Annotated in this window: 15 protein-coding genes; 11 read left to right on the plus strand and 4 right to left on the minus strand. The window is 68.7% G+C overall.

What is annotated here, in order from left to right; all coding sequences use genetic code 11:
- Positions 1-113: 113 nt before the first annotated feature.
- Positions 114-908 (plus strand): DeoR/GlpR family DNA-binding transcription regulator, encoded by a 795-nt coding sequence (locus ABZV77_RS12915; protein WP_356254583.1) that lies wholly within the window; start codon positions 114-116, stop codon positions 906-908.
- A 140-nt stretch (positions 909-1,048) separates the two neighbouring features.
- Here the strand turns inward: ABZV77_RS12915 and ABZV77_RS12920 are convergent, their stop codons facing one another.
- Positions 1,049-1,609 (minus strand): DoxX family protein, encoded by a 561-nt coding sequence (locus ABZV77_RS12920; protein ID WP_356254585.1) that lies wholly within the window; start codon positions 1,607-1,609, stop codon positions 1,049-1,051.
- 738 nt (positions 1,610-2,347) lie between these two features.
- On the opposite strand from ABZV77_RS12920, the gene ABZV77_RS12925 reads away from it, so the two are divergent.
- From ABZV77_RS12925 to ABZV77_RS12935, 3 genes are all read left to right on the plus strand, one after another.
- Positions 2,348-2,722: a hypothetical protein gene (locus ABZV77_RS12925; protein ID WP_356254588.1), complete on the plus strand. Its 375-nt coding sequence runs from the start codon at positions 2,348-2,350 to the stop codon at positions 2,720-2,722.
- A 188-nt stretch (positions 2,723-2,910) separates the two neighbouring features.
- Positions 2,911-3,276: a metalloregulator ArsR/SmtB family transcription factor gene (locus ABZV77_RS12930; protein WP_356254591.1), complete on the plus strand. Its 366-nt coding sequence runs from the start codon at positions 2,911-2,913 to the stop codon at positions 3,274-3,276.
- A 312-nt stretch (positions 3,277-3,588) separates the two neighbouring features.
- On the plus strand, positions 3,589-5,220 hold the full coding sequence (locus ABZV77_RS12935; RefSeq protein ID WP_356254593.1) for a M4 family metallopeptidase: 1,632 nt from the start codon (positions 3,589-3,591) through the stop codon (positions 5,218-5,220).
- A gap of 80 nt (positions 5,221-5,300) precedes the next feature.
- Here ABZV77_RS12935 and ABZV77_RS12940 read toward each other — a convergent pair whose 3' ends face one another.
- Together ABZV77_RS12940 and ABZV77_RS12945 are read right to left on the minus strand one after the other, a co-directional pair.
- Complete coding sequence (locus ABZV77_RS12940; protein WP_356254596.1) at positions 5,301-5,639, minus strand: thioredoxin domain-containing protein; 339 nt, start codon at positions 5,637-5,639, stop codon at positions 5,301-5,303.
- A 67-nt stretch (positions 5,640-5,706) separates the two neighbouring features.
- Positions 5,707-6,846, minus strand: a complete 1,140-nt coding sequence (locus ABZV77_RS12945; protein ID WP_356254599.1) for a helix-turn-helix domain-containing protein — start codon at positions 6,844-6,846, stop codon at positions 5,707-5,709.
- 87 nt (positions 6,847-6,933) lie between these two features.
- Here ABZV77_RS12945 and ABZV77_RS12950 point away from each other — a divergent pair, with 87 nt between their 5' ends.
- The 4 genes from ABZV77_RS12950 (at position 6,934) to ABZV77_RS12965 (ending at position 10,627) form a co-directional block, all read left to right on the plus strand.
- Positions 6,934-7,989, plus strand: coding sequence for a ferredoxin reductase (locus ABZV77_RS12950; RefSeq protein WP_356254602.1), 1,056 nt, complete (start codon positions 6,934-6,936; stop codon positions 7,987-7,989).
- A gap of 7 nt (positions 7,990-7,996) precedes the next feature.
- A complete protein-coding gene (locus tag ABZV77_RS12955; RefSeq protein WP_356254605.1) occupies positions 7,997-9,127 on the plus strand; it encodes an acyl-CoA desaturase in 1,131 nt (376 codons plus the stop codon).
- 126 nt (positions 9,128-9,253) lie between these two features.
- Positions 9,254-9,946: a VOC family protein gene (locus tag ABZV77_RS12960; RefSeq protein ID WP_356254607.1), complete on the plus strand. Its 693-nt coding sequence runs from the start codon at positions 9,254-9,256 to the stop codon at positions 9,944-9,946.
- Positions 9,947-10,222: 276 nt separating this feature from the next.
- A complete protein-coding gene (locus ABZV77_RS12965; protein ID WP_356254610.1) occupies positions 10,223-10,627 on the plus strand; it encodes a hypothetical protein in 405 nt (134 codons plus the stop codon).
- Between the two features lie 7 nt (positions 10,628-10,634).
- On the opposite strand, the gene ABZV77_RS12970 is transcribed toward ABZV77_RS12965, so the two are convergent.
- A complete protein-coding gene (locus ABZV77_RS12970) occupies positions 10,635-11,606 on the minus strand; it encodes a helix-turn-helix domain-containing protein (RefSeq protein WP_356254613.1) in 972 nt (323 codons plus the stop codon).
- Positions 11,607-11,733: 127 nt separating this feature from the next.
- Between ABZV77_RS12970 and ABZV77_RS12975 the strand changes: the two genes are divergently transcribed.
- From ABZV77_RS12975 to ABZV77_RS12985, 3 genes are all read left to right on the plus strand, one after another.
- A complete protein-coding gene (locus tag ABZV77_RS12975; RefSeq protein ID WP_356254616.1) occupies positions 11,734-12,720 on the plus strand; it encodes an NADP-dependent oxidoreductase in 987 nt (328 codons plus the stop codon).
- Between the two features lie 518 nt (positions 12,721-13,238).
- Complete coding sequence (locus tag ABZV77_RS12980) at positions 13,239-14,777, plus strand: MFS transporter (protein ID WP_356254619.1); 1,539 nt, start codon at positions 13,239-13,241, stop codon at positions 14,775-14,777.
- Between the two features lie 58 nt (positions 14,778-14,835).
- A complete protein-coding gene (locus ABZV77_RS12985) occupies positions 14,836-15,333 on the plus strand; it encodes an FBP domain-containing protein (protein WP_356254622.1) in 498 nt (165 codons plus the stop codon).
- The last annotated feature ends 9 nt before the right edge of the window (positions 15,334-15,342 follow it).

Here is a 15,342-nt window from a genome sequence, read left to right on the forward strand (position 1 = left end):
GGCTGAACCGGCTGGCCGCGCGCCCCGTACAGGTGTGATGCGCGGGGGAAGAGCGGTCGGCCCGACTGATCGGTCATGGGTCCGGCTGAAGTTGACACGGGGGAGGGCCACACATGACAGAGACGCTCATCGGCCGTACGGCCGTCGCGGAGGGCGAGGAACGGCGTCGCCGCATCGTGACCAGTGCGCGCCGGGCGGGATCCGTCGACGTCACCGCTATCGCCGCCGACCTGGGAGTGTCCAAGGAGACGGTGCGGCGCGACCTGAGCGCGCTGGAGCGGCGCGGCCTGGTGCGGCGCACGCACGGGGGCGCGTATCCGGTGGAGAGCAGGGGCTTTGAGACGACGCTGGAGTTCCGCACCGGGATGCACGTCGCGGAGAAGGAACGCATCGCGGCGGCCGCCGCGGAACTCCTGGGGGACGCCGAGACGGTCTTCATCGACGAGGGCTACACGCCGCAGCTGATCGCCGAGGCCCTGCCCGACGGCCGACCGCTCACCGTGATCACCGCGTCGCTCGCCACGGCTCAGTGCCTGGCGGCCAGGCCGCAGGTCACCGTCCTGCTCCTCGGCGGCCGGGTCCGGGGCGGCACGATGGCCACCGTCGACCACTGGGCGCCCCAGATGCTGTCCGAGTTCGTCATCGACCTGGCCTACGTGAGTGCCAACGGAATCTCCCGCGAACACGGCCTCACCACCGCCGATCCGACGGTCGGCGCAGTCAAGCGGCAGGCCATGCGCGGCTCGCGCAGGCGGGTCTTCTGCGGGGTGTACTCCAAGTTCGGCGCGGTGAGCTTCTGCCGTTTCGCCGACGCGCACTCCTTCGAGGCGATCGTCACCGACACCCGGCTGTCACCGACCGAGGCCCGGCGCTACGCGCTGCTTGGACCGGAGGTGCTGCGGGTGTGACCGAAGGGGGTGCTCCCTTCTGATTGACGGGTGGCGCAGTCGCAGTCGGCCATGACACATCGTGAGCTGACGGCGAGTCCGCGGAACAGTGGGACGCCGCACTGGCTGGTGCGGCGTCCCACGGCCTGCCTAGCGGCGCGTCATGAGCGCAGTGTCACCAGGACGATGCCGGCCGCGGCCGCGCCGAGTGTCACCGCGGCGACGCAGTGCGAGAGCCGGTGCGTGCGCAGTACGGGCAGTGGCAGGAGCCGGTCGGCCGCGAACCTGCCTGGACCGGCCAGTGCCAGGCTCACGGCCGCGATCAGGAGCAGCAGCTCGAACTCGATTCCGGCCGGGCCGAAGAAGCCGCCGCCCCACTCCACGGCGATGACGTTGAGCATGATGCCCACGATGCCCGCTGCGGCGAGCGGGGTGAGCAGGCCGATGACGAGGCCGAGGCCGCACAGGGTTTCGGTGAGCCCGGCCACCACGGCCATGGACTTCGCGGCCGAGTAGCCGTTGCCCGCGAAGAACTCCGCGGTGCCGTCGAGGCCGTTGCCGTCGAACCAGCCGAAGAGCTTCTGGCTTCCGTGGGCGGCCATCGTCAGACCGACGCCCCAGCGCAGGGCCAGCAGGCCGAGGTCGCTGCCGTGCTGGGTGGGCGTGGGCAGGGAGGCGGCATCGCTGTGTGAAGCGGTGCGCGTACTGGTGGAAACGGACATGGATGTCTCTCCTGTACGTGAAGGTGGCGGCTGCGGAGGTGGACACGCAGCCCTGCGGAACCGCCCGGCTCGTCTGACCGGGTCGGCCGTGGACGGGTGGAGAGAGCCCGTCTACGTTCTGCAGATCTGGATTCTGTGCAGGTCGACCGATGTGGCGTCCGGGTGTGAGGCGACGGCAAGGGCCGAGACGTCATCCTGAGGTCCGGATGCGGTGGGGGTTGGCTTGGGTGTGTGCGACCCCGGCTGGTCGGGGCTCAGAGCGTGTGCGCCGAGCGGCGCTCCCGGCTGGCCTTCGTGGCAGCCGGGGTCTTCGGCGCGGGTATCCGCCCGAGAGGGCGATGCGTCAGCACTCGCGCTGTACTGGGCTTTTGTCGCGGCGAAGGATGAGTCTCCCGTTCCTCCGCTGCCGGACAGCGCAACGAGGCAGAGGAGTACGAGGGTGAGCAACGCCGCACGGACGGTGCCGCCCTGGGGTCGCATCAGCCGCGTCGTCATGTTCCGACCGATGGTAGCGGGGCCCTCAGCGGACGCGGTAGCAGATTGAGACACCCGCCATGCGAGCCCGTTCGGGCCTGCTCGACGGTGGCCCGGTCGAATACGGCACGCAAGCGCATCCGACCGATCCGAAGGGGGCAACTGCGGCTGCTTTCGACTGAAGTCGCATCGGGCGGCGGCGTGACTCCTAGAGTCCCCGCCAGGGCTGGACGACCAGCCTTTACATCCCTCGCAGGAGGACCTGTGACCAGTGTGGAAGTGTCCCTCAAAACCCTGCTGACCGAGACCGAAGGAGCACTCGGAGCCGCCGTCGTCGACTACACGAGCGGCATGGCGCTCGGCACGCTGGGCGGCGGCAAGGACCTGGATCTGAACGTTGCGGCGGCCGGCAACACCGACCTGATCCGCGCCAAGGTGCGCACCATGGAGCTGCTGGGCCTCAAGGGCCAGATCGAGGACATCCTCGTGACTCTGGGCACCCAGTACCATCTCATCCGTCCGGTGACCGGAAGGTCGGGGAACGGACTGTTCATCTATCTCGTCATCGAAAAGGCCCGGTCGAACCTCGCCATGGCGCGCCGTCTCCTCAAGCGCACCGAGGAGCAGATCGAGGTGTGAGCTCCGGCGTTTTTTCTACGCCCGCTACTTGAAGACTTCTTCAAGCCACTACCTCTGCATCTTCCGAACTCTCGGCTCGGGTGACCCCCGGCCGGGGAGGATGGGACGTCACGCCGGGCGCGGCGGCGGTCAGGGCCGCCGCGCCCCCATCTCAGGGCCTCATCCGCGTCAGGAAAGTGAGAGATCCCGTGCAGGCGCCTCTCTACCAGGTCAAAGCAGAGTTCTTCCGCATGCTCGGGCACCCGGTCCGCATCCGCGTCCTCGAACTCCTCCAGAACGGGCCGGTATCGGTACGGGACCTGCTCATCGAGATCGACGTCGAGCCCTCGAACCTCTCTCAGCAACTCGCCGTACTGCGCCGCTCCGGCATCGTCGTCTCCACCCGCGAAGGCACGACCGTCACGTACGCCCTGGCCGGTGGCGATGTCGCCGAACTCCTGCGTGCGGCACGCCGCATCCTCACCGAACTCCTCGCCGGCCAGACCGCCTTGCTGGCCGAACTCCAGGACTCCGAGCAGCCCGAACAACCCACCGTGCACTCGCCTCAGTCCTGACGGAACGCTCTACTCGCTGAAGCGGACCAGCAGTTCGGACCCCGCGGATCTCTTCGGCGCGGCCGCCACGTTGCCGATCCCGACCGCGCTCGTCATCTGTTCGCATTGCGTATGTCGACTATCGTTCAACGGACTATTTCCAGCCAACATCCAACCAACATCCAGTCAAAATGCTGACATGTACCTGGTTGAAATGACACGCTCCCCCGCAACACGCTGCACGTACAGCAACAAGCTGTACGCCTGCATCGCGTCTTTTTGCTGCTCCGGGCGGCCCTCCATGCCTCCCGGGTCCCCACAGATGGAGCCCGCGTGACCTCTCACATATCCCGTAAGCGTTCGATGCTGGCGATCTCCACCGCGGTTGCCGCAGGAGCGCTGCTGGCCGCCGGACTGACCACCGGCGCCTCCGCCCAGCCGGGCAACGACACCGAGCCGTCCGGCGCGCCGGTCGCCCTCTCGGCATCGGCCCGCGCGGACCTCCTCCAGGACGCGAACGCCGAGAGATCGGCGACCGCCGGGAAGATCGGCCTGGGCGCCAAGGAGAAGCTGGTCGTCCGCGACGTCGTCAAGGACGCCAACGGCACCACCCACACCCGCTACGAGCGCACCTACGAGGGCCTGCCCGTCCTCGGCGGCGACCTCGTCGTGCACACCGCCAAGAGCGGCAAGGTGAAGAGCGTCACGAAGGCCACCGAGGCCACGGTGAAGGTCGCCTCCACCGACGCGAAGCTCGCCAAGTCCTCCGTCGCCACGTCTGCCGAGTCGACCGCCGCCAAGGCCAAGACCGCCAAGGCCGACGCGCAGTCGCCGCGCAAGGTGATCTGGGCCGCCGAGGGCAAGCCCGTCCTCGCGTTCGAGACCGTCGTGACCGGCGTGCAGAAGGACGGCACGCCGAGCCGCCTGCACGTCATTACCGACGCCGCGACCGGCAAGAAGCTGTACCAGTACCAGGCCATCGAGAACGGCACCGGCAACAGCCAGTACAGCGGCAAGGTCACGGTCGGCTCCAAGAAGGGCACGAGCGGCTACGAGCTGACGGACAAGGCCCGAGGCGGCCACCGCACCTTCGACCTGAAGCACGCGGAGAGCGGCAACGGCAAGCTCTTCAAGGACGCCAACGACGTCTGGGGCAACGGCAAGCCTTCGAGCGCGCAGACCGCCGGTGTCGACGCCGCCTACGGCGCCCAGCTCACCTGGGACTACTACAAGTCCGTCCACGGCCGCAAGGGCATCAACGGCGACGGCAAGGGCGCGACCTCGCGCGTCCACTACGGCAACGGCTACGTCAACGCCTTCTGGGACGACAGCTGCTTCTGCATGACGTACGGCGACGGCGAGGGCAACAAGAAGCCCCTCACCTCGATCGACGTCGCGGCCCACGAGATGTCGCACGGCGTCACCTCGGCCACCGGCAACATGGAGTACAGCGGCGAGTCCGGTGGCCTGAACGAGGCCACCTCCGACATCTTCGCGGCGGCCGTGGAGTTCAAGGCCAAGAACCCCAAGGACGTCGGCGACTACCTCATCGGCGAGAAGATCGACATCAACGGTGACGGCTCGCCGCTGCGCTACATGGACAAGCCCTCCAAGGACGGCGGCTCCCTGGACAAGTGGAGCTCCAACGCCGGGAACGTCGACGTCCACTACTCCTCGGGCATCGCCAACCACTTCTTCTACCTGCTGTCCGAGGGCAGCGGCAAGAAGCGGATCAACGGCGTCAACTACAACTCGCCGACCGCCGACGGTACCAAGGTGCTGGGCATCGGACGCGGCAAGGCCGAGAAGATCTGGTACAAGGCTCTGACGACGTACTTCACGTCGACCACCAACTACAAGGCGGCCCGTAAGGGCACGCTGAGCGCCGCGAAGGACCTGTACGGCGCCAATTCCACCGAGTACAAGCGCGTGGCCGCTGCCTGGACCGGCGTCAACGTCAAGTAACCCCCGGTCAGTCACGTAAGGGGCGGCGTCCGCAACGGACGCCGCCCCTGTCGCGTTCACCGCATCGGCGCCCCGCCCGCTCAGAGGTGGTCGTCCAGGAACGTCCGTACCTCGGCGGTGGTCATGGGCCCCGTGCCGTGGGCCACCGCCTCTCCCTCCTTCAGCAGGACGCAGGACGGGGCTCCGGTGATCCCGTATCGCTCGGTCGCGGCCGGACAGCGCGTGATGTCGGCGCGAACGGCCGTCAGGCGGCCCGTGTAGTCGTCGGCGATGCCACCCACGACGAGGTCCATCACCCGGCAGGGCTCGATTGCCTTGGGCCAGGTCCCGGCGAAGTACGCGAGGACCGGAACTCTGCTCATCCCGAGGATGAAATCGAACTCCGCGTCCTCACGGGGCCGGTGAACCCGCTGCGCCATGGAAGCTCCTGATCTCACGTTCGTCATTCCATCCCCATCATCCCTCGCGCGGTGTGCCAGGTCGGCGTCAGCCGCCCCGGAGACCGACCGCCAGGGTCAGTTCAAGGACCCGGTGCGGTGATGCGAGGTCCGGAAACAGGTCCCGCAGCTGCGACATCCGGTACCGGACCGTCTGGGGATGGACGAACAGCGCCGCCGCCACCTCGTCCCGCCTGCCCTGGTGCAGCAGCCACGCCCGCAGCGTCTCCTCCAGCCGCCGTGCGGTCGACGCAGGCAGGGTCCGCAACGGTGCGAGGGCTCGGGCACGCAGATCCGCGAACGCGTCCGCGTCGGCGCTCAGCACCAGCTCGGGCAGGTGGTCCTCGGTGTCGCGAATATCGGCGGAGAGGGAGCGCGCGCGTACGGCGCGTGCGTACGAGGCGGACGCACGAGTCCATGGCCGGGCCGGGCCGACCACGGCGGTGCGGTCGGTCAGCTGCCGCAGGAGACGTGATCGGTCGGGATCGGGGACGAGCAGCACACCGGTGGCGTCCGGCAGATCGTCGAGGACGAGGGTGCTCGGGTCGAGCGTGCGGTAGGCGGGCCTGGCCTGGGGGGCGGGGAGCAGGACCGCGGTCAGTGAATCCGGGGGCTGCCACCCGGCCCGTTGTGCGGAGGCCAGCAGCACGTCCGGGCTCGCGCCGGCGAGGAGGTCGCGTGCCAGGTGTTCCAGGTGGCGCTCGTGGGCCCTGCCCCGGGCGGCCAGCTCGTCGGCGTGGCCCGCGGCGCTCGCGGCGGAGAGCTCGTCGATGTAGGCGAAGGTCAGCTCGGCGAACTTGGCGACCTCGGCGGCGGGCAGCCCCGCGGGTACGGCACCCGCTGCCAGGCAGCGCCAGGCCACGCGGGCGCCCACGCGGTAGGCGCCGAGCAGGGCGTCCATCGAACGGCCGTCGCGCACCTCGCCGCGGCCCAGCTCATATGCCGCGTCACCGGCGTCGCCGCCCGTGGCCTGCCCGCTCGCGAGGTCCAGGTAGTGCCCCAGGGCGGTGCGGACGGCTCGGCGGATGGTGGCGCCCATACGGCCCGAAAGGGCGTTGGCGTAGGGCGGGACCTCGTCGATGATCGCCTGGACGATCTCGTCGGCGGTGGTCCTCAGCGCGGCCCGCAGCGCGGTGACCGTCGTCTCATCAAGGGTCAGCTCGCTGGCCCTCCGGATTGCATGGCTCACGTTTTTGTTCCCTGCGAACAATTCGGTCGACCAGATTTACGTCCTGCGGTCAGGACTTTACGCCTTGAGGCACAGCAAGCTGTAGCCATGACGAGTACAGCCCTCCGCAGCAGGGCGTGGAAACTACTGGAGATGGTCACGACGCCGCTGCTGCCGTCGGACTACCTCGACCTGGTCAGCCCGCTGCGCGCGGGCGCTGACCTGCGTGGGCGCATCGAGGCCGTGCACCCCGAGACGGGTGACGCCGCGACCATCGTGATCAGGCCGGGACGGGGCTGGCGCGGCCACACGGCCGGTCAGTACGTACGGATCGGGGTCGACATCGACGGGGTGCGCCTGTGGCGTGCCTACTCCCTCACCTCGCCGACGCACCGCCAGGACGGCCGCGTCACGATCACCGTGAAGGCGATCCCGGACGGCAAGGTCAGCAACCACCTGGTCCGCAGGGCGAAACCGGGCACGCTGATCCAGCTCGACCAGCCGACCGGTGACTTCGTGCTGCCGCAGGCCAAGCCCGCCAAGGTGCTCTACCTGACGGCGGGCAGCGGCATCACGCCCGTGATGGGCATGCTGAGAAACACCGAGTTCGACGACGTCGTCATGATCCACTGCGCGCCACAGCCGCAGGACGTGATCTTCCGCAGCGAACTGCACGACCTGGTCGCGGACAAGAAGCTGCAGCTCACCGAGGTGCACACCGACACGGACGGCATGCTCGACATCGCCCGTCTCGACGAGCTCGTGCCCGACTGGACCGAGCGCGAGACCTGGGCCTGCGGGCCCGCGGGCCTGCTCGACGCTGCCGAGGAGCACTGGACCACGCACGGCGTACTGGAGCGCCTGCACACCGAACGCTTCCGCCCCAGCATCGTTGTCGCCGGTGACGGCGGCGAGGTCACGTTCAGCGCCACGGGCAAGACCGTCGACGCGGACGGCGCCACGCCGTTGCTGGACGTCGGCGAGGAGACCGGTGTGCTCATGCCCTCCGGGTGCCGCATGGGCATCTGCTTCGGCTGTGTCACGCCGCTCAAGGCGGGCGCCGTCCGTGACCTGCGCACCGGCGAGATCACCGAGGCCGAGCCGGGCGTCCTCATCCAGACCTGTGTGTCCGCCGCGGCGGGCCCCTGCGACATCGAACGGTAGGAGCACCTTGACCGCCATCGACCCCACCGCCCACCTGACCGCGGAGCAGATCGAGGAGCTCGGCCGCGAGCTGGACGCGATCCGCGACGAGGTGATCGCCGACCGCGGCGAGAAGGATGCCGCCTACATCCGCAAGGTCATCTCGGCGCAGCGCAAGCTCGAGCTGGCCAGCCGGGGCGTGCTGCTGTTCTCGATCTTCCCGCCCGCCTGGCTGATCGGCACCGCCGGTCTGTCCGTGGCGAAGATCATGGACAACATGGAGATCGGCCACAACATCCTGCACGGCCAGTGGGACTGGATGCGGGACCCGAAGATCCACTCCACCACCTGGGAGTGGGACCACGTCTCGCCGTCCGAGCAGTGGAAGCACTCGCACAACGAGCTGCACCACACGTACACCAACGTGATCGGCAAGGACAACGACCTCGGCTACGGCATCATGCGCGTCGACGAGGACCAGAAGTGGCACCCGCTCCACCTCGGCCAGCCGCTGTGGAACTTCATCAACGCCTGCTTCTTCGAGTACGGCATCGCGGCGTACGACCTGGAGCTCGGCAGGAACCTGAGCAAGCGCCGCCGCAAGAACCCGGAGTTCCGCGCGCGGGCCAAGGCCGTGGGCCGCAAGATCCGCAAGCAGGTGCTCAAGGACTACGTGATCCACCCGCTGCTCTCGGGCCCGTCCTTCCTCCCCACGCTCGCCGCCACCTTCACCGCGAACCTGGTCCGCAACGTCTGGACCCACTCGGTGATCATGTGCGGGCACTTCCCCGAGGGCGTGCAGGTCTTCGAGCGCCGGTCGATCAAGGGCGAGACGCGCGGCCAGTGGTACCTGCGCCAGATGATGGGCTCGGCGAACATCAGCGGCAGCAAGGCCATGCACTTCATGACCGGCAACCTGTCGCACCAGATCGAGCACCACCTGTTCCCGGACCTGCCCAGCAACCGGTACGCCGAGGTCGCGGTGAAGGTGCGCGCGCTCTTCGAAAAGTACGAGCTGGAGTACGTCACCGGGCCGCTGCCCAAGCAGGTCTTCTCCGCGTGGCACAAGGTCTTCCGACTCTCGCTGCCGAACAAGAAGCCCAAGGTCACTGGCAAGGCCAAGACGCCGGACCGCGAGCGGGAGCTCGTCGCGGCCTGATTCTCGGTACGGGTTCCGATCTTCTAGGAACTGGGGGCTTCTGCCGCGCGCAGTGTCGCCGCGACGCTGGACACCCCGTCCGGGCTCACCGCGCTGCCCGCCGCAGCCGACTGCAAGGATGCAGTCATGGACCAGATACTGAGTCGGCAGGAAGCGTCGGATGCGGTCCGGGACCACGGGTGGCGCTACATGCTGGGCGCCTTGCAAACGTCGGTTCCGGTCGGGTCGTTGGCTCAAGCGGTCGGCCTGGCGGCGGACGCTGTCGCAGTGTGTGGCGATGATGCCGATCTCCATCTCCGCGTTGATGCCCGCCCTGATCTGGTCGTCTTCACTCTGCAGTCGCTGAACCACGCAGCGGTGACCGGTCGGGACGCCGAACTTGCGCGTCGGATCTCTGCCGCTGTTGAGAAGTCCGGTCTTCTGCCGGGGCCCGGACTCGGAACGGGGGCACCACGATCGGTGCAGGTTCTGGAGATCGCCATCGATGCCCTGAGCATCTCCGGGATTCGGCCGTTCTGGAAGGCGGTGTTGGGCTACGCCGACGAGACGGGCGCCGAGGGGCCGGAGGATCCGCTCGTCGACCCGGTCTGGCAGGGTCCTGCCCTGTGGTTCCAGCAAATGGACCGCGCGCGTCCGCAGCGCAATCGCATCCACATCGACATCTGTGTTCCGCATGACGAGGCACCTCGGCGGATCGAAGCCGCGCTGGCGGCGGGCGGCCGCCTCGTGTCCGCGAGCCGCGCGCCCGCCTTCTGGGTCCTCGCCGACCTGGAGGGGAACGAAGCCTGCGTCACCACATGGCAAGGCCGGGACAGTTGAGAGGTCGTTTGCTCTCGATGTTTCATTCCGTCTCGGAGTTGAATTCCCTGGTACGGCAGTTGTACATCGAAAGATGTACCGGACCTTGTACTTGGGAATGAAATTCCCACTGCCGCGTTGAGATCGTATCTCTCCCTGCTTCTCGCTTGTATGGTATTTCTGCAACTTCGGTGCAGTGTGAGCGGTGAGGGGCATGGGAGCAGGAATAGTAATGATTTCCCTGGGCGTCGGATCCATTCCATTGTCACGAATGCCGAGGGGGAAGGTTATGTCCTGGTGCAGGGAGTTCAAGAGCAAATGATGAAAAAATTTGTCGCCTCTGGTGTCGCGATCATGGGAATGGTCATCATGACTGCCTGCGGCCCGACCGATGGCGAGTCCGGCTCATCGGGCCAGGTAACTACCGGCACCTCCAGTGCCGATGAACTGAGCGGAGCCAGGAAAAAGATCTTCTTTGATCTCCTTGAGAACACCAAGAACAAGCCCTCCGGGGTCAGCGACGAAGAACTCGTCAGGCAAGGCAACGCGATCTGCGCCGTCGACGGCAACGGTGGTGTGGGCGGCGTCATAGGCAGCGCCTTCGATGTCACCCGAGAGACCAAGAAGAAGCTCGATATCTCATTCAAGGATGCAGTCGTCGTGGTCGGCGCGGCTCGCGCGGCCTGCAAGGCGCAGCCCTGACCTCCGATCAGCGAGCTGCCTGTCGGGGGCGGAAGGTGCGGCGGTACGCCTGGGGGCTGACACCGGTGGTGGCGTGGAGGTGTTGGCGCAGGGAGGCGCCTGTGCCGAATCCGGCCCGGTGGGCGACCAGGTCGATCGGCCAGTCGGTGGTCTCCAGGAACTGGCGTGCGAGGTCGACGCGTTGCCGGGTGAGCCACTGTCCGGGCGTGGTGCCGACCTCGTCGCGGAAGCGGCGGCTGAAGGTGCGGACGCTCATGTTGGTGTGGGCGGCGAGGTCGGCCAGGGTGAGCGGTTCTGTCAGGTGCTCCATGGCCCATGCCCGGGTGGTGGCCGTGCTGCCGGTGGACGGATCGGGGAGGGGGCGCTGGATGTACTGGGCCTGGCCGCCGTCGCGCCACGGCGGTACGACGCAGGAGCGGGCGACCTCGTTGGCGATCTGGCTGCCATGGTCGCGGCGGATGAGGTGCAGACACAGGTCGATGCCCGCGGCGACTCCGGCGGAGGTGAGGACGTCGCCGTCGTCGACGTAGAGGACGTCAGGGTCGATGCGGGTGGTGGTGAACATCCGCTGCAGCCGCTCGGCTTCGCGCCAGTGGGTGGCGGCGGGACGGCCGTCGAGCAGTCCGGCGGCGGCCAGGACGTAGGTGCCGGTGCAGATCGCGACGATCCGCGTTCCCGGGCGGATGGCGGCCAGGGCGTCACGCAGCGGGCCGGGCAGGCGGCCCTCTTCCCGGATCGGTCCCAGTCGGTGGGAGGGCGGGACGACGACGGTGTCGACGGTGGCCAGTAGGGAGGCGTCGTGGGAGACGGTGAGGCCGTAGTCGCCTTCGGCGCGCACGGAGCCGCCGTCCAGGCTGCAGGTGGCCACGGAGTACAGCGGGTTGCCGTCCTTGTCGTGGGCGGCGTTGAAGATGCGGGCGGGGATGCCGAGCTCGAAGGGGACGACGCCGTCCAGGGCCAGAACGCCAACACGATGCATGGCCAGATCTTTTCAGTACGTGGCCATCACGCCGCCACCGGGAGCGTTGCCGACCGACCAGTGTTGAGCCGTGCCGGGATCACCGGCACGAGAACCCGATACGCACTCCCGGAGAAGGAACTCCTTCATGCCCCAGCTCATCACCGGCCTTCCGACCATGCGCGCCGTGTCCCAGGACAGGGCCGGAGCCCCCGATGTCCTCAAGGTCGTCAAGACCGAGCGGCCGGAGCCGGGCCGGGGCGAGATCCTCGTCCGGGTGCGCGCGGCGGGCGTGAACCCTGCCGACTGGAAGACCCGCGAGCGCGGCGTGTTCGCCACCGGGGCGACGCCTCCCTTCACCCTCGGCTTCGACGTGGCCGGAGCCGTCGAGGCCGTCGGCGCAGGCGTGACGATCTTCCAGCCCGGCGACGAGGTGTTCGGGATGCCTCGCTTCCCACACCCGGCGGGCGCGTACGCCGAGTACGTCACCGCACCGGCCCGCCACTTCGCCCCGCGCCCCCGGGGCCTCGATCCCGTCCAGGCCGGTGCCATGCCGCTGGCCGCGCTCACCGCCTGGCAGGCCCTGGTCGACACCGCTCATGTCCGGCCGGGGCAGCGCGTGCTGATCCACGCCGCGGCCGGTGGCGTCGGTCACCTGGCCGTGCAGATCGCCAAGGCCCGCGGCGCACATGTCATCGCCACCGCGAGCGCCGCCAAGCACGACCTGCTGCGCACGCTCGGCGCCGACGAGCTCATCGACTACCGGACCCAGGACGTCGCCGACACCGTCCGCGACGTCGATGTCGCCCTCGACAGCATCGGCGGACCCAACTGGACACGCTCTCTGCGCACCCTGCGCCGGGGCGGCACCCTCGTCTCCCTGCTGCCGCCGGACGACACCTTCCCCGTCCAGCAGGCCGAGAAGGCCGGGGTGACAGCGGTGTTCATGCTCGTCGAACCCGACCAGCAAGGGCTGCGCGAGATCAGCACCCTGGTCGAGGACGGCCGCCTGCGGGTCATCGTCGACGCGGAGTTCCCTCTCGAACAGGCCGCCCAAGCGCACGCACTGGGTGAAACCGGCCGCACCACGGGGAAGATCGTCCTGACAGTGGCACCTGCCCCCGAGCAACCCTGAGGCCCCACCCATGCGCGGGCGGTCGGAAATTCCGGTCGCGCGGTGGCGCTGATGGGATAGCCTGTCCAGGATTTCGCGCGGCAGGTCCTCTGCCGCCCCACTCGGCGCGCTCGGCGTCGACACGCACTGCGTGCCCTGCCCGGAAGGAGGCGAGAGACATGGACCGTGCTGAATGCGTTGCGGCCATAGTTGCCTCCGGCCGTGTGCCCTCCCTCCTCTGCGGCGCGCGGTAGTTCTTCCCCCTTCCTGTTTCTTGTCTTCGGCATCTTCCTGAGATGCCGCGTCACGAGATGTCCTGGCCTGCGCGGTTCGTCGCCGCGCGGGTGGCGGGGGCGCGCGCCCGAAGACGGGCCCTTCTTTTGCTGGTCACCGTGATCTCGGCACTCTCCGCCGCACGACCGGCAAGAGCGCCGCCATGCCGTGTCCCCGTGCTGCGTACACCGGCCCGTCGTCACCACCGCGACCGTCCCTGGCCGGCTGTCTCGACAGCACTTCGACACGGAACATGTGTGATCGCCATGAGCAAGAAACGTCCCGAACATCCCGGAGGGGAATCCTTCCCGTCCGCCCCTTCCACGACCACTGACCGGTCGACACCGGCATCGGCACCGGCACCGGCACCAGATCCGAAGCGCTGGTGGGCGCTGGCCGTCATCGCCCTCGCCCAGCTGATGGTGATCCTCGACGGCACCGTCGTGAACATCGCGCTGCCCTCCGCCCAGCACGCCCTCGGCATGTCGGACGCCGACCGGCAGTGGGTGATCACCGCCTACACGCTGGCCTTCGGCGGGCTGCTGCTGCTCGGCGGCCGGATCGCCGATCTGGTGGGCCGCAAGCGCACCTTCGTCATCGGCCTGGCCGGGTTCGCCGCGGCCTCCGCGCTGGGTGGCGCGGCGGCCGGTCCCGGGATGCTGTTCGCGGCGCGGGCCCTGCAAGGCGCGTTCGCGGCGCTCCTGGCGCCCTCGGCCCTGTCGCTTCTGACGACGACGTTCACCGACCCCAAGGAGCGGGCCAGGGCGTTCGGGGTCTACGGCGCGCTGGCCGGCGGCGGCAGCGCGGTCGGGCTGATCGTGGGCGGTCTGCTGACCGAGTACCTGAACTGGCGCTGGTCCCTGTACGTCAACGTGCCCATCGCGCTGGCCGCCCTGCTCGGCGCACCGGCCTTCCTGCGCGACCGCTCAGGCCGCCGGGGCGGGCACGTGGACGTGCCGGGCGCGCTCCTTGGCTGCAGCGGGCTCGTCGCCCTCGTGTACGGCTTCAGCGAGGCCGAACCTCGCGGCTGGACCAGCCCGTCGGTGCTCACGCCGCTCGTGGCCGGTGTGATCCTGCTCGCCGCCTTCGTGTGGTGGCAGAGCCGCGCGGCGAGCCCGCTGCTGCCGCTGCGCATCGTCAAGGACCGCGTCCGGGCCGGATCGCTCGCGACGATGGGCCTGGCCACCATCGGCATGTTCGGCGTCTTCCTGTTCCTGACGTACTACCTGCAGGTCGTCCTCGGCTACCCGCCGGTGCGGACCGGGCTGGCCTTCGTGCCGATCTCGGCCGGGATCGTCATCGGCGCGACCCAGCTCGCGGCCCGCCTGCTGCCCCGCACGGCGCCGCGCATCTTGATGTCGTCCGGCATGGTGCTTGCCGCCGTCGGCATGGTGCTGCTCAGCCGCCTGACCGTGCATGCGCAGTACGTTCCGCACGTACTCCCCGCCCTGCTGCTGCTCGGTCTGGGCATGGGCCTGACCTTCATGCCGGTCTACGCGACGGCCACCGCAGGCGTGCCTGCGCAGGACGCCGGTGTGGCCTCGGCCGTCCTCAACACCGTTCAGCAGATGGGCGCTTCGCTGGGCACCGTACTGCTCAACACCATCGCCACCGGCGCCACCAGCCGTTACGTCCACGCGCACGATCCGGCTCACGACGGCTCGACCCTCGACGAAGGCATGGTGCACGGCTTCTCCGTCGCCTACTGGTGCTCGGCGGGTGTCCTGCTGCTCGCCGCCCTGGTAGCGGGCCTCACCGTACGGCACAAGACGCCGAAGCACGCCGAAAACGACGCACCGGCCTAGCGAGCCGGGCTCGTACCCCGCCACCGTCCACCCCACCCCATCCCTCGAAGGATCCTTCATGAAGCCCCTGACCGAGCACGACATCCGTACCTCGTTCGTCAACTGCTCGAAGGGCGAGGCCAAACGCCTTCCCCTGCCCAAGAACCTGGCGGACCTCGACCACTGGGACGACCTGGACTTCCTGGGCTGGTTCGATCTGTCCGCGCCCGATCGGAAGTACCTCGTCGTCGAACGCGCCGGTGAACTCGTCGGCCTGTCCCTGCGCTCCGCCTCCGGCAACCGCGGCTTCCTGCGCCGCAGCCTGTGCTCGCTGTGCCTGACCACGCATCCCGGCAGCGGCGTCTCCCTCATGACCGCCCCCAAGGCAGGCCCGGCCGGTCGCCAAGGCAACTCGGTGGGCCTCTACATCTGCTCCGACCTGGACTGCTCGCTGTACGTACGGGGGAAGAAGAAGGCGGCACCGGGCGCTCGCATGGAAGAGTCCCTCACTGTCGAGCAGCAGATCGAGCGCCTGCGCGGCAACCTCGACGCGTTCGTGGAGCGGGTCTTCCACTGAGGCCGACGG

Origin of the sequence: Streptomyces sp. NPDC004732, assembly GCF_040609235.1 — a bacterium.
Taxonomy (GTDB): domain Bacteria; phylum Actinomycetota; class Actinomycetes; order Streptomycetales; family Streptomycetaceae; genus Streptomyces.